21 protein-coding genes are annotated in these 19,010 nt (G+C 60.8%); 13 read left to right on the forward strand and 8 right to left on the reverse strand.

The window, feature by feature from the left end; all coding sequences use genetic code 11:
* The first annotated feature begins 26 nt into the window (after window positions 1–26).
* The 13 genes from M0412_RS00895 to M0412_RS00955 all read left to right on the forward strand — a co-directional run bounded on the left by M0412_RS00895 (window position 27) and on the right by M0412_RS00955 (window position 8,604).
* Window positions 27–329 (forward strand): urease subunit gamma, encoded by a 303-nt coding sequence (locus tag M0412_RS00895; RefSeq protein ID WP_269701847.1) that lies wholly within the window; start codon window positions 27–29, stop codon window positions 327–329.
* 11 nt (window positions 330–340) lie between these two features.
* Entirely contained in the window at window positions 341–598 is a 258-nt protein-coding gene (locus tag M0412_RS00900) for a DUF1272 domain-containing protein (protein ID WP_121690644.1), read from the forward strand.
* A 20-nt stretch (window positions 599–618) separates the two neighbouring features.
* Window positions 619–924, forward strand: coding sequence for an urease subunit beta (locus M0412_RS00905; RefSeq protein WP_046797816.1), 306 nt, complete (start codon window positions 619–621; stop codon window positions 922–924).
* Between the two features lies 1 nt (window position 925).
* Window positions 926–1,282, forward strand: a complete 357-nt coding sequence (locus M0412_RS00910) for a GFA family protein (protein WP_174030238.1) — start codon at window positions 926–928, stop codon at window positions 1,280–1,282.
* An 8-nt stretch (window positions 1,283–1,290) separates the two neighbouring features.
* Window positions 1,291–1,707 (forward strand): lysozyme inhibitor LprI family protein, encoded by a 417-nt coding sequence (locus M0412_RS00915; RefSeq protein WP_371338011.1) that lies wholly within the window; start codon window positions 1,291–1,293, stop codon window positions 1,705–1,707.
* A 5-nt stretch (window positions 1,708–1,712) separates the two neighbouring features.
* Window positions 1,713–2,357, forward strand: coding sequence for a Urease operon accessory protein (locus M0412_RS00920; RefSeq protein WP_269701853.1), 645 nt, complete (start codon window positions 1,713–1,715; stop codon window positions 2,355–2,357).
* A 4-nt stretch (window positions 2,358–2,361) separates the two neighbouring features.
* Window positions 2,362–4,071, forward strand: coding sequence for an urease subunit alpha (gene ureC / locus M0412_RS00925; protein ID WP_269701855.1), 1,710 nt, complete (start codon window positions 2,362–2,364; stop codon window positions 4,069–4,071).
* Window positions 4,072–4,080: 9 nt separating this feature from the next.
* A complete protein-coding gene (locus tag M0412_RS00930; RefSeq protein ID WP_269701857.1) occupies window positions 4,081–4,749 on the forward strand; it encodes a TIGR02117 family protein in 669 nt (222 codons plus the stop codon).
* Between the two features lie 153 nt (window positions 4,750–4,902).
* The gene (locus M0412_RS00935; protein WP_153516515.1) at window positions 4,903–5,439 is read left to right on the forward strand and encodes a peroxiredoxin; all 537 of its coding nucleotides are present in this window, start codon (window positions 4,903–4,905) and stop codon (window positions 5,437–5,439) included.
* Between the two features lie 297 nt (window positions 5,440–5,736).
* Window positions 5,737–6,228, forward strand: a complete 492-nt coding sequence (gene ureE / locus M0412_RS00940; RefSeq protein WP_269701861.1) for an urease accessory protein UreE — start codon at window positions 5,737–5,739, stop codon at window positions 6,226–6,228.
* 3 nt (window positions 6,229–6,231) lie between these two features.
* Complete coding sequence (locus M0412_RS00945; RefSeq protein WP_269701863.1) at window positions 6,232–6,903, forward strand: urease accessory protein UreF; 672 nt, start codon at window positions 6,232–6,234, stop codon at window positions 6,901–6,903.
* 261 nt (window positions 6,904–7,164) lie between these two features.
* Complete coding sequence (gene ureG, locus M0412_RS00950) at window positions 7,165–7,776, forward strand: urease accessory protein UreG (protein WP_065114033.1); 612 nt, start codon at window positions 7,165–7,167, stop codon at window positions 7,774–7,776.
* Window positions 7,777–7,779: 3 nt separating this feature from the next.
* Complete coding sequence (locus tag M0412_RS00955; RefSeq protein WP_269701865.1) at window positions 7,780–8,604, forward strand: MBL fold metallo-hydrolase; 825 nt, start codon at window positions 7,780–7,782, stop codon at window positions 8,602–8,604.
* 71 nt (window positions 8,605–8,675) lie between these two features.
* Here the strand turns inward: M0412_RS00955 and M0412_RS00960 are convergent, their stop codons facing one another.
* The 8 genes from M0412_RS00960 to M0412_RS00995 all read right to left on the reverse strand — a co-directional run bounded on the left by M0412_RS00960 (window position 8,676) and on the right by M0412_RS00995 (window position 19,008).
* The gene (locus M0412_RS00960) at window positions 8,676–9,365 is read right to left on the reverse strand and encodes a Crp/Fnr family transcriptional regulator (RefSeq protein WP_142840501.1); all 690 of its coding nucleotides are present in this window, start codon (window positions 9,363–9,365) and stop codon (window positions 8,676–8,678) included.
* Between the two features lie 371 nt (window positions 9,366–9,736).
* Entirely contained in the window at window positions 9,737–13,057 is a 3,321-nt protein-coding gene (locus tag M0412_RS00965) for an efflux RND transporter permease subunit (RefSeq protein ID WP_142840500.1), read from the reverse strand.
* A gap of 13 nt (window positions 13,058–13,070) precedes the next feature.
* Window positions 13,071–14,264, reverse strand: coding sequence for an efflux RND transporter periplasmic adaptor subunit (locus M0412_RS00970; protein WP_269701867.1), 1,194 nt, complete (start codon window positions 14,262–14,264; stop codon window positions 13,071–13,073).
* Window positions 14,265–14,783: 519 nt separating this feature from the next.
* Complete coding sequence (locus M0412_RS00975) at window positions 14,784–15,776, reverse strand: ABC transporter substrate-binding protein (protein WP_269701869.1); 993 nt, start codon at window positions 15,774–15,776, stop codon at window positions 14,784–14,786.
* A 21-nt stretch (window positions 15,777–15,797) separates the two neighbouring features.
* The gene (locus M0412_RS00980; RefSeq protein ID WP_269701871.1) at window positions 15,798–16,670 is read right to left on the reverse strand and encodes an ABC transporter permease; all 873 of its coding nucleotides are present in this window, start codon (window positions 16,668–16,670) and stop codon (window positions 15,798–15,800) included.
* Window positions 16,667–17,542, reverse strand: a complete 876-nt coding sequence (locus M0412_RS00985; RefSeq protein ID WP_269701873.1) for an ABC transporter permease — start codon at window positions 17,540–17,542, stop codon at window positions 16,667–16,669. The genes M0412_RS00980 and M0412_RS00985 overlap by 4 nt, the downstream gene beginning before the upstream one ends.
* Window positions 17,543–17,779: 237 nt before the next feature.
* A complete protein-coding gene (locus M0412_RS00990; protein ID WP_269701875.1) occupies window positions 17,780–18,574 on the reverse strand; it encodes an ABC transporter ATP-binding protein in 795 nt (264 codons plus the stop codon).
* Window positions 18,571–19,008, reverse strand: coding sequence for an NUDIX domain-containing protein (locus M0412_RS00995; RefSeq protein WP_269701877.1), 438 nt, complete (start codon window positions 19,006–19,008; stop codon window positions 18,571–18,573). The genes M0412_RS00990 and M0412_RS00995 overlap by 4 nt, the downstream gene beginning before the upstream one ends.
* Window positions 19,009–19,010 lie beyond the last annotated feature (2 nt).

A 19,010-nucleotide genomic window follows, 5' to 3' on the forward strand; every position in this document is an offset into this window, starting at 1 on the left:
GCAGGTGCGAAAGCTGCGGGACGACGATGAACCTTAGCCCAAGAGAAAAAGACAAGCTTTTGATTTCCATGGCCGCCATGGTGGCGCGCCGCCGGCTGGAGCGTGGCGTGAAGCTCAACTATCCCGAAGCGATTGCGCTGATTAGCGATTTCGTCGTTGAGGGCGCCCGTGACGGCCGTGCCGTTGCAGACCTGATGGAAGCCGGCGCGCATGTGATTTCCCGCGATCAGGTGATGGATGGCATTGCCGAGATGATCCATGATGTGCAGGTGGAAGCGACGTTTCCTGATGGCACCAAGCTGGTGACCGTTCACGAACCGATCCGATAGAGGAGGGTGGCATGGCGCTGGAACTGAGGCCCAATTGCGAATGCTGCGACCGAGATCTCGCGCCCGACAGCCGGGATGCGATGATCTGCTCGTTCGAATGCACCTTCTGCGTTGATTGTGTGACGGATGTGCTTCAAGGCGCCTGCCCGAATTGCGGCGGTGAGCTGGTTCGCAGGCCGGTCCGCCCGGCGGCAAAACTCGTCAACAATCCGGCGTCCACGAAGCGCGTGCTGAAGGCCGAAGGCTGCGCGGCCGCGACCGCCGCCTGAAACAGATAAGGGAGAGCACCATGAAGCCAGGCGAGATCATTGCCGCAGAGGGCACCATCGAGCTCAATGCCGGCCAGCCGACGGTGACGATCGAGGTGGCCAATTCGGGCGACCGGCCGGTGCAGGTGGGCAGCCATTACCATTTTTTCGAGACCAATGCCGGGCTCATCTTCGAGCGTGACAAGGCGCGTGGCATGCGTCTCGATATTCCCGCGGGCACGGCGGTTCGTTTCGAACCGGGCCAGAAGCGGGAAGTGACGCTGGTGCCGCTTTCCGGCAAGCGTGAGGTTTATGGTTTTCGTCAACAGGTCATGGGGAGGTTATGAAATGGCCAGTGCGCATTATCATGGAAGCTGCCAGTGCGGCGACGTTAGCTTCGAGGTCGATGCCGATCTCGATCACACCATTGTCTGCAATTGCTCGCGCTGCAAGCGTCTGGGCTCGACGCTGGCCTTTGCGCCGCGTGAGAAATTCACCCTGCTTTCCGGCGAGGACAAGCTGAGCGAATATCTCTTCAACAAACACCATATTCATCATCTTTTCTGCTCCACCTGCGGCATTGAAAGCTTTGCTTATGCCGATGGGCCGGATGGAACGCCAATGGTGGCGGTGAACGCCAATTGTCTCGATGGCGTCGATCCCCGGGCATTGAAGCCGCAGGCTTTTGACGGCGCGGCGGCCTGAAGATGAGGATGAACCGAAAAAGCCTTTTCGTCGCAGCCGTGCTGCTTACGGCAACAGCCGGCTTGTCGATGCCGGCGGTTGCGCAGACCGAGCCGGATTGCAAGGCGCCGGAAACGCAGGCGGACATGACCATCTGCGCCGGCAAGGATTATGAAAAGGCCGACAAGCAGCTCAACGCCGAATATCAGAAGCTGCGCAAGCTGCTTATCGAGCGCGACAAGACGGCGGATGCAGACGGCAAGGGTGCGACCGACGCTCTGGTGACTGCACAGCGCGCCTGGGTGGCGTTTCGTGATGCCAATTGCGCGCTTGCCGGCTTTCAGGCGCGTGGCGGCTCGATGGAACCGATGCTGATTTCGTCCTGCCTGGCCGAGATGAGCGGCAAGCGCGCGGAAGAGCTACGCCAGCTTGCCGAGGGTTTCTGAACGGCATGGGGCGGCGCATCACGATTGTCGGAAACGGGGAACTGCCGCCGGGTGCGGCTGATGTCATCGACCGTTCCGATATCGTCATCCGCTTTAATGACTGCCGGTCGCTGGGGCCTGGCGGCACACGCACCGATGTGGTGGCCGTCTGCAACACGGGGCGGCCGGGCCATGAGATGACGGAAGGCACCGACTGGCGTGAGAGCGACGGGGTGCGGCAGGCCGCCGCCATCTGGTCGGTGCGTGATCCCGCCAAGTTTGCCGAAATGGAGCCGGATATTCGGGTGCGCTGGCCGGAACTGACCGATTTCTGCGCCGACTATACTCCCGGTTTTGCGGCCATCGCCCGTGAGACCGGCAAGCGCCATATCGTCATTCCCCGCGGCGTGCATGAGAGGCTGGATGCGGCGCTCGAAGCCTATTCGCCCGCACCTTATGTCTGCCCCAGCACCGGCCTTTTCACCATCGCCCATGTTCTTGAGAGTGTGAGCGGTGATGGTGACGAGGTGGCGATTGCCGGTTTCGGCCATCAGGGCTGGAGCGGTCACCCATTTGCCGCCGAACAACAGCTGGTCGAGGCCCTGGCGGGCAAGGGCCGGCTCAAACGAATTTCTCCCACATCGATTTTCTCCGCATCCCAAGGAGCCTGAGCCCATGCCTTACAAGATTTCCCGCGCCGCCTATGCCGGCATGTTCGGCCCGACGGTTGGTGACAAGGTGCGTCTTGCCGATACCGAACTCTTCATCGAGATCGAAAAGGACCACACCACCTATGGCGAGGAAGTGAAATTCGGCGGCGGCAAGGTTATTCGCGACGGCATGGGCCAGAGCCAGGCGACACGGGCCGAAGGGGCTGTCGATACCGTCATTACCAATGTCGTGATCGTCGACCATACAGGCATCTACAAGGCGGATGTGGGCCTGAAGAACGGCCGTATCCACGCCATCGGCAAAGCCGGCAACCCGGACACGCAGCCGGGCGTTACGATCATCGTCGGTCCCTCGACGGAGGCGATTGCCGGCGAGGGCAGGATCCTGACGGCCGGCGGCATGGACGCGCATATCCATTACATCTGCCCGCAGCAGATCGAGGAAGCGCTGATGAGCGGTGTGACCTGCATGCTGGGCGGCGGCTCCGGCCCGGCGCATGGCACGCTTGCCACCACCTGCACCGGTGCATGGCATATCGAGCGGATGATCGAGAGCTTCGATGCTTTTCCGATGAATCTGGCACTGGCCGGCAAGGGCAATGCCTCGCTGCCCGCGCCACTGGAGGAGATGATCCTTGCCGGCGCATCGTCGCTGAAGCTGCATGAGGACTGGGGCACGACGCCCGCCGCCATCGACAATTGCCTGACGGTCGCCGACGAATATGACGTGCAGGTGATGATCCACACCGATACGCTGAACGAGAGCGGCTTCGTGGAAGACACGGTCGCCGCCATCAGGGGCCGCACCATTCACGCCTTCCACACCGAAGGAGCGGGCGGCGGGCACGCGCCTGATATCATCAAGGTCTGTGGCAATCCCAACGTCATCCCGTCTTCCACCAACCCGACGCGGCCCTATACCGTCAATACGCTGGCCGAACATCTGGATATGCTGATGGTGTGCCACCACCTGTCGCCGTCCATTCCGGAAGACATTGCCTTTGCCGAAAGCCGCATCCGCAAGGAAACCATCGCGGCGGAGGATATTCTCCACGATATCGGCGCGTTTTCGATCATATCGTCGGACAGTCAGGCCATGGGCCGTGTCGGCGAGGTGGCGATCCGCACCTGGCAGACGGCCGACAAGATGAAACGCCAGCGCGGCCGCCTGAAGGAAGAGGTGGGCGAAAACGACAATTTCCGGGTACGCCGTTACATCGCCAAATATACGATCAACCCGGCGATTGCGCAGGGCGTCAGCCATGAGATCGGCTCGGTCGAAGTCGGCAAGCGTGCCGATCTTGTCTTGTGGAACCCGGCCTTTTTCGGCGTGAAGCCGGAGATGGTGCTGCTCGGCGGTTCGATTGCCGCTGCCCCGATGGGCGATCCGAATGCCTCCATCCCCACACCGCAACCGATGCATTACCGGCCGATGTTTGCCGCCTATGGCAAGTTGCGCACCAATTCCTCGGTCACTTTCGTATCGCAGGCGTCGCTGGATGCCGGTCTTGCCCAGCGCCTTGGCGTCGCCAAGAAGCTTTTGGCGGTGAAGAACGTGCGCGGCGGCATTTCCAAGGCGTCGATGATCCACAATTCACTCACGCCGCATATCGAGGTTGATCCCGAGACTTATGAAGTGCGGGCGGACGGCGAATTGCTGACCTGCGAACCCGCCACCGTGCTGCCGATGGCGCAGCGTTATTTCCTGTTTTAACGGGGCGTTGTGTTGAGAACTGTCCTCAGATGGATCGGCGGCGGCGTGCTGCTGATCGTGCTGCTTCTGGTGCTCGGCACTTTGGTGCCGCGTCCCTTTTTCGCCGATGATGCAAGCGGCTTGAGGGATCGTGAAATCCTGCTCTTGTCCAACCCGATCCATACGGACATTGCGCTGCCGGTGGATGATGATCTGCGGCGGGTGTTCTCCGAATTGCAGGAGGATGGGATAGCGGTCAATCATCCCGCCGCTGCCTATCTGGTGTTTGGCTGGGGTGGACGGTCGTTTTATATAGAGACGCCCACCTGGGCCGATCTGAAACCGATGCCGGTGCTGCGCTCGTTTACGCTGGACCGGTCGGTGGTGCATGTGGACGTGACGGGAGACTTTCCCGCCGACATGGCCGGAGTGAAACGGCTTCGCATTTCTGAAGAGGGTTATCAGCGTCTTCTCGCGGGTATCAGGGCAAGTTTTGTCAGAAATGACGGCAAGGTCCAGCTTGTCCCCGGCGCCGCCTATGGTCTGACGGACGCGTTTTTCGAGGCGAATGGCTGGTTTAATGCGCTGGCCGGCTGCAACACGTGGTCGGCCGCCATGTTGCGCGAGGCCGGTATTCGAACCGGCTGGTGGACGCCCTTGCCGCCGCTGCTGCGCTGGTCGGTCGATCTCCACAATTGATCCCTCGCCGATGCGGCATTTCGTACATTCGATGACTTAAATCCGATTTTTATGCTGCACCGCAGCGCATCTTGCGCTATGGAAACGGCAAAAGAATTCCGCGCGGATTGATCCCAAGCGATCCGCGTAAAACACCTGATCAGGAGAAAAGACATGCTCGGCAAAAAAGTGCCCGCCGTAACCTTCCGCACGCGCGTTCGCGACGAGGCCGTTGGCGGCCCCAACCCGTTCCGCTGGCAGGACATGACCTCCGACGATTATTTCAAGGGCAAGAAGGTCGTTCTGTTTTCGCTGCCAGGCGCCTTTACGCCGACCTGCTCGACCTTCCAGCTTCCCGATTTCGAAAAGCTGGCGGGTGAATTCCGCGCGCTCGGCGTCGATGAGATCTATTGCCTGTCGGTCAACGATGCCTTCGTCATGAATGCCTGGGCCAAGGGCCAGAACCTCGAAAACGTCAAGGTCATTCCGGATGGTTCGGGCGAGTTCACCCGCAAGATGGGCATGCTGGTCGCCAAGGACAATCTCGGTTTCGGCATGCGTTCCTGGCGTTACGCCGCCGTCATCAATGACGGTCTGGTGGAGCAGTGGTTCGAGGAAGAGGGTTATCAGGATAATTGCGAATCCGACCCTTACGGCGTTTCCTCGCCGCAGAATATTCTGGAAAACCTGAAAAGCCGCGCTGCGGCCTGATTTTGGTTTTTGCGAAGGCTCGGCACCGATGCCGTGTCTTCGGGTGCCGACAGGAGGCGAAAACCTCTCCTCCGTCATCCTCGCCCTTGAGGCGAGGATCCATAAGCGTCTGACGGGTGGATCCTCGGGTCAAGCCCGAGGATGACGTCGAAAGTGGAGAAAGGTTTGCACCTGGCCCGGCTGTGATGCCGGGCTTTGTCATTCTTGTGGCCATGTGCCCTGAAAACACGCCTTGAAATCCCCCCGCCTATCCGGCAAAAATCGAAACCCCAAGACAGTTTTCGAACGGATCATCCCATGCTGCGTGTCACCTCTTACCACCCCGCCGGAACCCCTGGCGACGAGCCTTCCGGTTATGTCACGCTGGCGCATGACCAGCGGCATCTGCGCCGCAAGCTGCTGCATCTGCAAAATGACGAGATGGTGATGCTTGATCTGAAGGAAGCCGTGCTGTTTGCCCATGGCGATCTTCTGGTGGTGGAAAACGGCGATCTGATCGAGGTTCGGGCCGCGGCTGAAAAGCTGTTTGAAATCACGCCGAAGGATCGACTTCACCTGATCGAGCTTGCCTGGCATCTGGGTAACCGGCATCTTTCGGCGCAGATCGAGGAGGAGCGCATTCTCATCCTGCGTGACCACGTCATCCGCGCCATGCTTGAAGGTCTCGGCGCCGCGGTGCGCGAGGTGGAAGAACCTTTCCAGCCGGCCCGCGGTGCCTATCACGCCCATGGCGGCCATTCCCATGGTCACGGGCACGGCCATGATCACCACCATCACGATCACGGCTGATCCGTGAACGACGACCGAGGCGTTGCCGCGCTGCTGCGGCTGATGGCCTGGCTGTCGCCGGCCTTTCCGGTTGGCGGTTTTTCCTATTCCGGCGGACTGGAAAAGGTGGTTGAGGACCGGCGTGTGCGCGATGCCGCTGAACTGGGCGGCTGGGTGGAAACGCTTTTGCGCCACGGCAGCCTGTGGAACGATGCGGTGTTTCTGGCGGAAGGCTGGCACAGGGGCAGTGATGCCGCCGCCCTGAATGAAACAGCCAATCTGGCGCGGGCGCTGGCCGGCTCGGCGGAGCGATATCGTGAAACGGTGCTTCTGGGGGATGCGTTCGTTGCTGCCGCAGGCGCATGGCCGCATGTGGTTCTGGAACTGTTGCCGGAGGAATGTCCATATCCTGTCGCCGTCGGGGCCGTGGCCGCCGCGCATGGGGTGCCGCTCAAGGAAACGCTTGCCGCTTTCGCACATGCCGGCGTCTCGCAAATGGTTTCGGCCGGCATCCGCCTCGGCGTCGCAGGCCAGAAGGATGGCGTCGCCATTCTGGCCGCAAGCGAGGCGGTGATTGCGGAGATGGCGGCACGGGCCGTGCAATCCACGCTCGATGATCTCGGCAGCGCCACGATCCTTGCCGATACGGCGGCGATGCGCCACGAGGTGCAGGGCACGCGGCTTTTCCGTTCCTGAAAGTTACGGGTTTGATGGAGCGGGCACATGCCACTTGTTTCTTCTCCCCGAGGGGGAGAAGGTCGCGGCAGCGGGATGAGGGGGCAAGCTCTCCGAAATCCTGCAACGTTGCCCCCTCATCCGACCCTTCGGGCCACCTTCTCCCCGGCGGGGAGAAGAAACAGGCGGCACGATCCTTGCATATCTTGAAGCGAAAAGCGGAGGAGATATGGTGAGACAGAACCAAAGCATAGTGAAGGAAACACAGTCGTGAAATCGGGCATGAAATCGGGCAATGGCCCGCTGCGCGTCGGCATTGGCGGGCCGGTTGGTTCGGGCAAGACGGCGCTGACGGAAAAGCTCTGCAAGGCGATGAGCGCTGATTATTCCGTTGCCGTCGTTACCAATGATATCTACACCAAGGAAGATGCCGAGGCGCTGGTGCGCATGCAGGCGCTGCCATCGGAACGGATTGTCGGCGTGGAGACGGGTGGTTGCCCGCATACCGCGATCCGCGAGGATGCGACGATCAATCTGCAGGCGATTGCCGGGCTGAATGCGCGCTTTCCCGATCTGGATGTCGTCTTCATCGAATCCGGTGGCGACAATCTCGCAGCGACCTTTTCGCCCGATCTTGCCGATATCACCATCTATGTGATTTCCGTCTGCCAGGGCGAGGAAATCCCGCGCAAGGGTGGGCCGGGCATCACCCGCTCCGACCTGCTGGTCATCAACAAGAAGGACCTCGCGCCTTATGTCGGGGCCGATCTGACGGTCATGGACAATGATGCAACCCGCATGCGCAATGCCATGCCCTTCGTCTTCACCGACATGAAGCGGGGCGATGGGGTGGAGCGTATCGTCGGTTTCCTGAAAGAGCAGGGTGGTCTCTGAGCCATGAATACGCCTCTTCATTTTGGCCCCTATGCCGTGTCTCGTTTTGTCGATGGCGTTTACAAGGCGCCGGTCGGCCATCTCATCCATCGGCAGGGCGAGACGGCGCTGGCCGTGGTTCTCGCCGGGCTTGAAGGCGAGACGGTGGATGTGGACGTCAATTGTTTCGCGCTCTCCGGGCCTGATGGCATCTGGCTGGTCGATGCCGGTTGCGGCACGGCCTGGGGTGCCGCCTATGGCCATGCCCGTGCGGCTATGATTGCCGCCGGTATTCAGCCGGCCGATGTAAGGCGTGTCATCCTCACCCACATTCACGGCGACCATGCGTTGGGTCTCATTGATGGTGACAAGCCCTATTTTCCCAATGCGGAAATATGGGTGCCGGAGGCCGATCTTGGCTTTTTCACCAGTGCGGATGTCCGCAAGAGCCTGCCGCCTGCCCGGCAGGGCGGTTTCGATCTCGCCGCCCGGCTGCTCGACATTTGCGGCTCCATGCTGCGGCCGATCCCCATGGGCATGATTGCCGACGACATCGAGGCGATCGCCATGCCCGGCCACACGCCGGGGCATGCCGGCTATCTCATCGGCAGCGGCGATAACCGGCTGTTATTGTGGGGTGATGTGCTGCATGTCAGCGGATTGCAGGCAGACGATCCTGAAATCGCTTTCGTTTACGATATCGATTCCGAACTTGCCTATGCCACCCGTCTTGCGGCGTTGGCAGAGGCGGCCGATCACGGCTGGCTGGTATCCGGCGGCCATCTTGGCGGCTTTTTTCATATTGAACGGCAGGGCGATGGCTTCCGCTTCGTGCCGCAGCCGGGTTGATCTGACCTTTCCGGAACGGCGAAAGGCGGGTTACCGGCTGGCATCCCGCCTTTCTTCCTCTCCCGCTATCTTCAGATCTGCTTCAATGCGGCAACGTCATTGACCTGCACGATGCGGCCACGCACGGTGACGCCTGATTTTTTCAGCGCCGAGAAGGCGCGCGACAGGGCTTCCGGCGCAAGACCGAGCTTGCCGGCAAGCAGGCTTTTCTGGAACGGCAGCCGCAGCGAAAAGGATGTTGCGTCGCGCGGGCCCTGATTGATGAGATAATGGGCGACGCGCTGTGGCGCGGTCTGCAGCCGGTCGTTGGCGATGCAATCCATGGTGCCGAGCAGGCTGTTGGAAAGGCAGCGCATGACGGCCTTGGCGATTGCCGGCTCCTGATCGATCAACGTGCGGATTCTCGCGAGCTCGAAACGCGCCACCGTGCAGCTTTCCGCCGCCTGCGCGCTGTAGCGATAGGTGTCGCTGCCGAAAATCAGGCATTCGTTGAACGTATCGCCCGGACCGCTGACGCGCACATCCGCTTCGCGCCCATGCCTGTCCAGCCGGTAAAGGCGGACATAACCCGACAGAACGCAATAAAAATGCTGCGCCGCTTCGCCTTCCTTGAAGAGCACATGGCGGGCGTTGACATTGATGATGGTCGCTGCCTCCATCAGTTTCAACGCCACTGCGTCATCCGCTATCCCGATCAAGGGCGCGCGCAGCAGAATGTTCCTGTCCCTGTTGCTCAGCTTCACGGTCTTGTTCACGTCCATCCGGCTCCCGCTCAAACCTTTTGCCGGGCTGTCCGCAGCGATACGAAACCGGGGATGTTCCGTCTCTCTCACGCCTATCTGCAAAGAACTCATCGCATTATCCTTCGACCGGCAATTCCCGATGCGAGGGAGATTAGCAGTTCACCTGAAAAGCGAATTGATTTCGATCAAACGGGGTTTGACGCTGTCATATTTGGGGAAGCTGGAATGTGACGAGGCCATGCATGCTTCAAAGCGCAGGGGAAATATGAAGCGGGTGGGTGCCGCATGTTTCTTCTCCCCGGCGGGGAGAAGAAACGTGTGGCGACGTATTGCGCAAAATAAAAACGCCGGGCACAAGGCCCGGCGTTTCAATCTTCATTCTGCGAGCTTCACTCCGCAGCAAGCGGCGGCAGCCGCAAGATATTGCTGCCCTTGTCGCTGGATTTGTCTCCCGAGCCCTTTTCCATGCCGGCGACCCGGGCCTCCAGCGAGGAGAGCGCCAGGCTGTTTTCGCGGGCGATCTCCGAGAGTTTCTCGTTGGAGAGAGCCTCTTCCTCCTCTTCCTTCTTGCCGACGAAACGGCCGAAGAGGTGGGCGAGCAGGCGCGACAGGTCGTCCATGATCAGGAAGAAGGCCGGAACCACGATCAGCGACAGCACGGTCGAGACGATGATGCCACCGATGACCGCGATTGCCATCGGCGCGCGGAACGAGCCGCCTTCGCCGACGCCGAGTGCCGAAGGCAACATGCCTGCCGACATGGCGATGGAGGTCATGATGATCGGGCGGGCGCGCTTGCGGCCGGCCTCGATCATGGCGTGGACCCGTTCCATGCCATGACGGCGCATTTCGATGGCGAAGTCTACCAGAAGGATGGCGTTCTTCGTCACGATGCCCATCAGCATCAGGATACCGATGAGAACCGGCATGGACAGCGCGTTCTGGGTGATGATGAGCGCGACGGCCACGCCGCCGATGGCGAGCGGCAGCGAGAACAGGATGGTGAAGGGCTGGATGACATCCTTGAACAGCAGGATGAGCACCACCAGCACCAGGAGCAGGCCAAGCACCATGGCGTTGACGAAGCCCTGCTGCATTTCGCCCTGCACCTTGGCGTCGCCGCTTTCCGCCAGGCGCACGCTTGCCGGCAGCTTGGTTTCCTCGACGATCCGCTTGAATTCGGCCGTCGAGGTATCGAGCGCCGTGCCGAATGGCACGTCGGAGCCGATTGAGACGACGCGGTTGCGGTCATTGCGCTTGATCGAGCTCGGACCTTCCGAATAGTCGATATCGGCGACGCTGTAGAGCGGCACCAGCGACCCGGATGCGGTCTTGATCTTCAGGGCGCGGATGGTGGCAAGATCGCGGCGGGTATCGATGGATGCCTGCACGCGGATCGGAATCTGCCGGTCATCCAGCGAGATCTTCGTCAGCTGGGCGTCGATATCGCCGATGGTGGCGACGCGAACCGTCTGCGAAATCTGCTGCGGCGTGATGCCGAGGCGGGCGATTTCATCCTTGCGCGGGCGGATCTGCAGTTCCGGACGCGGCAAGGCGCCTTCCGAGCTGACATTGGCAAGGATGGGCGAGGCGCGCAGGCGGCTTTCGAGAATGCCGACGGCGTCGTTCAGGTCCTTCTCGTTCGACGACAGGAAGTTGAAGCTCAGTTCGCGTTCCGCACGGTCGTTCAGCTTGATGATGCGGACATCCGGGATGGTGCGGACCTTGGCGAAGATATCCCGTTCCACATCCCATTGCGGACGTGTGCGGCCCTTTTCTTCCACCTTCGGAAGATATTGGCCGATGAGCGGAATGGAGCCCAGACCCTTGTTGACCAGCACCTTCAGCAGCGAGTGGTCGATATGCTGGAGGATGACGTTGACGGTGGCGCGGCGAAGTTCCAGATCGCCCTTGGGCGAAGCGCCGCCGAGAATGAAGACGCTTTCCACGCCGTTGATGTCACGGATGGCATGGAAGATCTCGGTCGTCGTCCGGTCGGTTTCATCCAGTGTGGCATTGGGCGGCAGTTCCACCGAAAGCGTCACACGCGAGGCGTCGTCCGGCGGCAGGAAGCTGCCCGGAACACCGGCGAGAAGAATGACGGAGGCAACGAGGAAGCCGATGGCGCCGATGAGCGTGAGGTACCGCGCCCACCACTTGCGGGTGGTGGCGGAAACCATGCGCGTATAGGCCTTCATCAGCCGGCCGTCATTGTCGTGATGGTCATCCATCGCGTCTTCGGCGCGCATCAGATAGGCCGCCATCAGCGGTGTGATGAGGCGGGCCACCGCCAGTGAGAAGAACACCGAGAAGGCAACCGTCAAGCCGAACTGGATGAAGTACTGACCGGGAATGCCGGGCATGAACGAGACAGGCACGAAGACGGCAATGATGGTGAAGCTGGTGGCGATGACGGCGAGACCGATTTCGTCGGCGGCTTCAAGTGCTGCCCGATAGGGCGTCTTGCCCATCTTGATATGGCGGGCGATGTTCTCGATTTCCACGATGGCGTCGTCCACGAGAATACCCGTGGCGAGCGTCAGCGCGAGGAAGCTGACGAGGTTGAGCGAGAAGCCCATGATGTCCATGATCCAGAAGGTCGGGATCGCGGAAAGCGGCAGCGCCACGGCGGCAATCAGGGTTGCGCGCCAGTTCCGGAGGAAGAGCAGGACGACGATGATGGCGAGGATGGCGCCCTCGATCAGCGTATCAAGCGCCGCCTTGTAGTTGCCATAGGTGAAATAGACGGCGTCGTCGACCATCTGGATCGAGACTTCCGGATGATCCTTGCGGACCTTTTCGAGGCTTTCCGCCACGGTTTCGGCAACCGAGACTTCGCTTGCGCCCTTGGAGCGGAACACCGCGAAGGTGACGGCGGGATTGCCGTTAAACCGCGAGAAGGATTTCTGCTCCTGATAGGTGTCGGCCACCGTACCCAGCTCGGAAAGCTTGACGAAGCGGCCGTTGGAGAGCGCGATGGTGGTGTTGGCAAGCTGCGTCACGTCGCGCGTGTCGCCGAGCGTGCGGATCGTCTGCTCATTGCCGCCGATCTGGCCGCGGCCGGAACCGAGATCGATGTTGGTGCCGCGCAGCTGGCTGTTCACCTCGCTCGCGGTAATGCCATAGGCATCGAGTTTTTCGGGGCTGAGCGAAACACGCACTTCGCGGTCCGCACCACCGTAACGGTCGACCTTGCCGATGCCGGACTGGCCCTGCAGCGAGCGCTTGATCGTGTCGTCGACGAACCAGGACAGTTCTTCGAGCGTCATGTTCGGCGAAGAGACGGCAAAGGTCTGGATCGCCTGGCCTTCGACGTCGATCTTGCTGACCACAGGCACTTCGATATCGGCCGGCAGATCGCTGCGGATCTTGTCGATGGCGTCCTTCGTGTCCTGAACGGCCTCTTCCGTCGGCTTTTCGATGCGGAAGACGACCGTTGTCGTCGACTGGCCGTCGACCACGGTGGACTGGATTTCATCGACGCCACTGATGGCGGCGACAGCGTCTTCGATTTCCTTCGTCACCTGCATTTCCAGCTCGGAGGGCGAAGCGCCGCTCTGGGTCACGGTGACGGCAACGACAGGAACGTCGATATTCGGAAAACGGGTGATCGGCAGGGTCTTGAAGGCCTGCATGCCGAGGATCATCAAAAGCGCGAAGCCGAGAAGCGGCGCAATCGGGTTACGGATTGACCATGCGGAGAAGTTCATTTCATTCCCTCAGTCAGTTGGACGCAGCCGTCTGGGCTTCGACCGGTCGGATCCGGTCACCATCACGCACGAATGCTCCAGCTTTCTCGACAACCTTGTCTCCAGCGGTAAGGCCGCTGACAATTTCGATGAAACCGCTGTCTTCTATGCCGGTCTCGATCTTCACCTGCTTGACGACATCGCCTTCCACCCTGCGGGTGGTGGAGCCTTCGCGTCCGGAGGTAACGGCCGATAGCGGCAGGGCAAGCGCGTTCGTCTCTTCGACGATGATCTCGGCGCTGGCATACATGCCTGAGCGTGCCGGGCTGTTTTCCGGCAGCACCACGTGTACGGAACCGAGGCGCGTCGTCGGATCGACGGTCGGCGACACGAGGCGCACCTTGCCCTCTATTTTCTGGGCTCCGCCGGCAACCGTCAAATAGGTTTTCTGACCGGCCTTGACCTTCTGGATATCGGTTTCCGAGAGATCAGCGACGAGTTCGATCGCGCCATCCTTGATGACGGTGAAAAGCGGATTTCCGGCGCCGCTGGCAATGGCCCCGACCTTCGCGTTCTTGGCGGAGACGATGCCGGCGACAGGAGTTTTCACGCCGGTGCGGGTCAGTTTCAGATCGATATCGTCGATCTGCGCGGCGACGACCTTGATGTCAGCCTCGCCGGCGGACACCGCCTGTCTTGCTGCCTCCAGCCGGGCCTGCGCCACTTGCGCGGCGGCTTCGGTCTTTTCCGTCTCCGAAACCGAACCGGAGCCGCTCTGGCCGAGCTTGGCGGCGCGGTCACGCTGGCGTAGGGCATCGTTGAGATTGGCCTGTGCTTCCAGCACCTGCGCTTTCGACTGGGTGACGGAGGCTTCGGCCTTGGCCTTGTTGGCCTCAAGCTGGCTCTTTTGCAGCACAAGGCTGTCAGAGGACAGCACGGCCAGAACCGCATTGGCCTCCACCCGGTCGCCGATATCGGCATTCAGCGTGTCGATCGACAGGCCGTCAACCAGCGGCTGGACGTAGATTTCGTCCACGGGGCGGATTGTGCCTGTCGCGATGATGCGGTCCACGAGATCGCGTTTCGCGGCGTGCGCCACGATGATGGAGGGCAGGTTCTGCTGCTTGGCCGGTGCCTGCGCTTCGCCTTCGGCGGCAGCCGAAAAGGGCAGTGCCGTTGCGGAAAGAAGGAGGAAAACAAAGCGGTTGAAGGTAAATTTATGCTGCATGTGTCTTGGCTCGCGCAATATCCGATCGCATGTCCTGCAGCCGTGAGGCGTGTTTCAATAGGTCATGCGATAGCGAATGTGAAACAAGGGATCACAATACTTCCTTTTCGATCCTCCCGATTCAAACGCCCCTCAACGCGAATCTCAAGCACCTTGCCCTTGTGCTTTTTCTACAAGATCAAATCTGGCAGTCTTGTGGGCGGGACTCTAATTGTTGTTGTCGTGCAAATCAATCCGCATAGCCACGATGGTTGGTATACATTTTTGTATAGCGGTAGATGTTGTAATTCGTCAGATGGGTTACCACTGCGTGAGGCGGTCTGGAATTCTGAGAACGCCCGATACACCGTCATCCTCGGGCTTGACCCGAGGATCCAGGCACATCATCACAATCAAAACGTCGGTAGATCCTCGGGTCAAGCCCGAGGATGACGGAGGCGAAGAGGATGACGGAGGAGAGGTTGTCATTCAACAAAATCGCGCGGTCATCGCCGCGCGATCTTATCTTCCCGCCTCAGACTATTTCAGCGCCGCATCGGTGATTTCGGTGGTATAGGCGCCGGAGGGTTCCCTGGTAATGACCGGATCGGACCCGCCGCCGAGCAGCGTCTTGACGGTGCGTTCGTAATCCGCCTTGTCGAGCGCGCCTTTCGAGCCGGCAGTCAGCTTGGCGACTTCACCCATCATGCGCTTCTGGTGCTTTTCGGTCTGGGCGCCGGAGGCGTCGTTTTCGAGGACGATATCTGCGGCATCGTCAGGGTTTTCTTCCGCCCATTTCCAGCCCTTCATGGAGGCACGGACGAATTTGACCATGTCTTCCTTGAACTTGGCGTCTTTCAGCTTGTCTTCGAGAACGTAAAGCCCGTCTTCCAGCGTCGCCACGCCTTCGTCTTCATATTTGAAGGTGACGAGGTCTTCCGGCTTGATGCCGGCATCGAGGACCTGTCCGTACTCATTATAAGTCATGGTGGAAATGCAGGCGGCCTGTTTCTGCAGCAGCGGATCGACGTTGAAACCCTGTTTCAGAACCGTGACGCCATCCGCACCGCCGGTGGTCGGGATTTTCAGGTGCGCCATCCACGACAGGAACGGATATTCATTGCCGAAGAACCAGACGCCGAGCGTCTTGCCCTTGAAGTCGTCGGGCTTGGTGACGCCGGTTTCTTTCAGGCAGGTGAGCATCATGCCCGACGATTTGAATGGCTGGGCGATGTTGACCAGCGGCACGCCCTTTTCACGGGTGGCGAGTGCGGATGGCAGCCAGTCGACGATCACGTCAGCGCCGCCACCGGCCAGAACCTGTGCGGGCGCAATGTCCGGGCCGCCCGGCTTGATATCGACATCAAGGCCTTCGGCTTCATAAAAACCCTTGTCCTTGGCAACGTAATAACCGGCGAATTGTGCCTGGGTCACCCATTTCAACTGCAGGGTAATCTTGTCGGCGGCCTGCGCACTGAATGCCGTCACCACTGACGCGCCGGCAAGAAGCATGGATGCAAGTTTCATTTTCATCGCTGTTCCCTTTTTCGTTATTTACGTTCGTCCCCCACGGACGGACGGATGCCAGAAGGTGACGGCCCGCTCCGCGAGCGCCACCAGACCGTAAAAGCCGGAGCCTGCGAGCGCGGCGACCGCGATTTCGGCCCAGACCATATCGACATTGCTGCGGCCCATTTCCGCCGAGATGCGGAAACCCATGCCGACGATGGGCGTGCCAAAGAACTCCGCGACGATGGCGCCGATTAGCGCCAGCGTGGAGTTGATTTTCAGGGCGTTGAAGATGAAGGGCCAGGCGGCGGGCAGGCGCAGCTTCACCAGTGTCTGCCACCAGCCGGCGGCATAGGTGCGCATAAGGTCGCGTTCCATGTGGCTGGAAGCGGCAAGCCCCTGCACCGTGTTCACCAGCATCGGAAAGAAGGTCATGATGACGACAACGGCGACCTTCGACTGCCAGTCGAAACCGAACCACATGACCATGATGGGAGCGATGCCGACGACAGGCAGAGCGGAGACGAAATTGCCGATGGGCAGCAGCCCGCGTTGAAGGAAGGGCGAGCGATCAATGAGGATGGCGACGAGGAAACCGAGGCCGCAGCCGAGCACGTAACCTGTCAGCACCGATTTGAGGAAAGTCTGGCGGAAATCCGCCCAGAGGATCGGCAGGGAGCCGGCAAGGCGGGCAAGAATGGCGCTGGGGGCCGGCAGCAGGATGGGCGGTACGGAAAAACCACGCACCAGACCTTCCCACAAGACGAGGATGGCCAATCCGAAGAGGAGCGGCACGGCGATGCCGCTGATGCGCTTTGCCGAGGGGGAAACGAAGCGGCGGCGCACCAGCCATTCGTTGAAGGCCCAGGCGGCAAGCCAGAACAGGATCGCGCCGATAAACCAGTCGGGATGGGTCATGGCCTTGCTCCCATTCGTTTCAGGACCGCGGCGTGGGCGATGCCGATAATGGACACCAGAAGCGCTGCGACACCGGCGGCCATGAACAGCGCCGCCCATATCTGCACCGTCTGGCCATAATAGGAGCCGGAAAGCAGCCGCGCGCCGAGACCGGCGACGGCTCCCGTGGGCAATTCACCGACGATGGCGCCGACCAGCGCAATGGCAATGGCGATCTTCAGCGAGGTGAAGAGATAAGGCAGTGCAGCGGGCCAGCGCAGCTTCCAGAAGATTTGCGCAGGCGAGGCATTATAGGTGTGCATCAGGTCCAGCTGGATGGTTTCGGGACTTCTCAGCCCCTTCACCATGCCGACGACGATGGGGAAGAAGGACAGGTAGGTGGAGATCAGCGCCTTCGGCAGCAACCCGGAAATGCCGATGGAATTCAGCACGACGATGATCATCGGCGCAACGGCGAGGATGGGGATCGTCTGGCTGGCGATGATCCACGGCATGACGGAGCGGTCCATGGCGCGATTGTGGATGATGGCGACGGCCAGCAGGATGCCGAGCGCAGCGCCGATGGCGAAACCGAGCAGTGTGGCCGAGAGCGTGACGCCGGCGTGATAGACGAGGCTGCGCTTGGAGGTAATGGCCTTGTTGACGGTGGTGTCCCAGAGTTCGGCGGCAATCTGGTGCGGGGCGGGGAGGACCGGGCGCTCCTGCGCGAAGGTTTGCGGCAGGAGTTGCGAGAAGCTCGGCGTCTGGCCGGCGCGGGTGGCCTGATCGCGGGCGAAGGGCATGTTGAGGTAGATGACGGCGAGGTGCCAGACGATGAGGATGGCGAGGAGGACGGTGAGGATGGGCAGGATGCGGTGGCGGAGGAGGGTCATTGGTTGACCCCCGGTTGATGAGGGTTACGTTTGCTCCGAGGGCGCGGTTTACCCCCCTCTGCCCTGCCGGGCATCTCCCCCTCAAGGGGGGAGATCGACTCGTGGCATGGTCGCGGCCATCTCAACGCCCGTGGAAAGAACATTTGTAGCGCTCCTTGCCGATCTCCCTCCTTGTGGGGGAGATGTCCGGCAGGACAGAGGGGGGTAGCACTTGCCGCAACGGCGTCTTTTCCAGCATCACCCCTCATAGCTATGCCCCGCCTTCAACCCCTCACGCACGCGATGCGCAATCGCCAGAAACTCCGGTGTCTCGCGAATTTCCAGCGGCCTTTCCCGAGGCAAGGTGGATGTGATCACATCCGTCACTCTCCCCGGCCGCGGCGACATGACGACGATTTTCGTCGAGAGATAAACCGCTTCCGGAATGGAATGGGTGACGAAGCAGATGGTCTTGCCGGTCGTATCCCAGAGTTTCAGCAGCTGTTCGTTCAGATGATCGCGGACAATTTCGTCCAGCGCGCCGAAGGGCTCGTCCATCAGCAGCAGGTCGGCATCGAAGGCGAGTGCGCGGGCGATGGAGGCGCGCTGCTGCATGCCGCCCGAGAGTTGCCAGGGGTATTTCTTGCCGAAGCCGTTGAGGTTGACGAGGTCCATCGTGCGGTCGATGCGTTCGCGCTGCTGGGCTTTGGTGTAACCCATGATTTCGAGCGGCAAAGCGATGTTCTTTTCGATGCTGCGCCAGGGATAAAGTGCTGCGGCCTGAAAGACATAACCGTAGGATCGGTCTCGCCGGGCGTTTTCCGGCGTCGTGCCGTTGACGGTGATATCGCCCGACGTGTGTTTTTCGAGATCGGCAATGACCCTCAGAAAGGTGGTCTTGCCGCAGCCGGAAGGGCCGATGAAGGAGACGAATTCACCCTTGCCGACTTCGAGATCGACATTGGACAGGGCATGTACCGGCCCATCCCCCGTTTCGAAGGTGAGGCCGAGATTTCTGGCGGAAACGACGGAATAGGGGGAGGCCGGATTCATCGTGGCTTGGTTTCGCTTTCCGTCAGGGCCGCGCGCGCCAATGGCAGCATGCGGGTTTCGGTGAGTCTGGCGATCGGCAGATCGGGCGTGGCGTCGAGATCGAGCCAGCGCACTTCCTCGATTTCCGCCTGCGGCAGAACCTCGGTATTAAGTCTGGCTGTAAAAGCATGGGCAACGACATCGGCCCCTGGCTCATTGGCGGCTTCCTCGCGAAAGACACCCTCATAATGAGCGGCATGGTCTGGCAAGGTCAGGCCGATTTCCTCGGCAAGTTCGCGGCGCAGGGCCTGTTCCGGCGTTTCCCCGGGGTCGATCTTTCCGCCCGGTTGCATGAATTGCGTGGTGCCGCGCTTGCGCACCACCAGCATTTGCCGCCGCTCGTTTAAAAGAACGGCAGCGGCGATGATGATTTCACGTTTTGCTACAGTGCTCATTG

The organism is Agrobacterium sp. O3.4, from assembly GCF_041414895.1.
Lineage (GTDB): Bacteria > Pseudomonadota > Alphaproteobacteria > Rhizobiales > Rhizobiaceae > Agrobacterium > Agrobacterium cucumeris.

Bases quoted from the DNA above. Each gene is read 5' to 3' on its own strand.
- M0412_RS00995 (WP_269701877.1), bottom strand. From the start codon at position 19,008: ATGAGCACTGTAGCAAAACGTGAAATCATCATCGCCGCTGCCGTTCTT.
- M0412_RS00905 (WP_046797816.1), top strand. From the start codon at position 619: ATGAAGCCAGGCGAGATCATTGCCGCAGAGGGCACCATCGAGCTCAAT.
- ureC (WP_269701855.1), top strand. From the start codon at position 2,362: ATGCCTTACAAGATTTCCCGCGCCGCCTATGCCGGCATGTTCGGCCCG.
- M0412_RS00980 (WP_269701871.1), bottom strand. From the start codon at position 16,670: ATGACCCATCCCGACTGGTTTATCGGCGCGATCCTGTTCTGGCTTGCC.
- M0412_RS00910 (WP_174030238.1), top strand. From the start codon at position 926: ATGGCCAGTGCGCATTATCATGGAAGCTGCCAGTGCGGCGACGTTAGC.
- M0412_RS00920 (WP_269701853.1), top strand. From the start codon at position 1,713: ATGGGGCGGCGCATCACGATTGTCGGAAACGGGGAACTGCCGCCGGGT.
- M0412_RS00895 (WP_269701847.1), top strand. From the start codon at position 27: ATGAACCTTAGCCCAAGAGAAAAAGACAAGCTTTTGATTTCCATGGCC.
- M0412_RS00915 (WP_371338011.1), top strand. From the start codon at position 1,291: ATGAACCGAAAAAGCCTTTTCGTCGCAGCCGTGCTGCTTACGGCAACA.
- M0412_RS00975 (WP_269701869.1), bottom strand. From the start codon at position 15,776: ATGAAAATGAAACTTGCATCCATGCTTCTTGCCGGCGCGTCAGTGGTG.
- ureE (WP_269701861.1), top strand. From the start codon at position 5,737: ATGCTGCGTGTCACCTCTTACCACCCCGCCGGAACCCCTGGCGACGAG.
- M0412_RS00935 (WP_153516515.1), top strand. From the start codon at position 4,903: ATGCTCGGCAAAAAAGTGCCCGCCGTAACCTTCCGCACGCGCGTTCGC.
- M0412_RS00985 (WP_269701873.1), bottom strand. From the start codon at position 17,542: ATGACCCTCCTCCGCCACCGCATCCTGCCCATCCTCACCGTCCTCCTC.
- M0412_RS00965 (WP_142840500.1), bottom strand. From the start codon at position 13,057: ATGAACTTCTCCGCATGGTCAATCCGTAACCCGATTGCGCCGCTTCTC.
- M0412_RS00960 (WP_142840501.1), bottom strand. From the start codon at position 9,365: ATGGACGTGAACAAGACCGTGAAGCTGAGCAACAGGGACAGGAACATT.
- M0412_RS00990 (WP_269701875.1), bottom strand. From the start codon at position 18,574: ATGAATCCGGCCTCCCCCTATTCCGTCGTTTCCGCCAGAAATCTCGGC.
- M0412_RS00970 (WP_269701867.1), bottom strand. From the start codon at position 14,264: ATGCAGCATAAATTTACCTTCAACCGCTTTGTTTTCCTCCTTCTTTCC.
- ureG (WP_065114033.1), top strand. From the start codon at position 7,165: ATGAAATCGGGCAATGGCCCGCTGCGCGTCGGCATTGGCGGGCCGGTT.
- M0412_RS00900 (WP_121690644.1), top strand. From the start codon at position 341: ATGGCGCTGGAACTGAGGCCCAATTGCGAATGCTGCGACCGAGATCTC.
- M0412_RS00955 (WP_269701865.1), top strand. From the start codon at position 7,780: ATGAATACGCCTCTTCATTTTGGCCCCTATGCCGTGTCTCGTTTTGTC.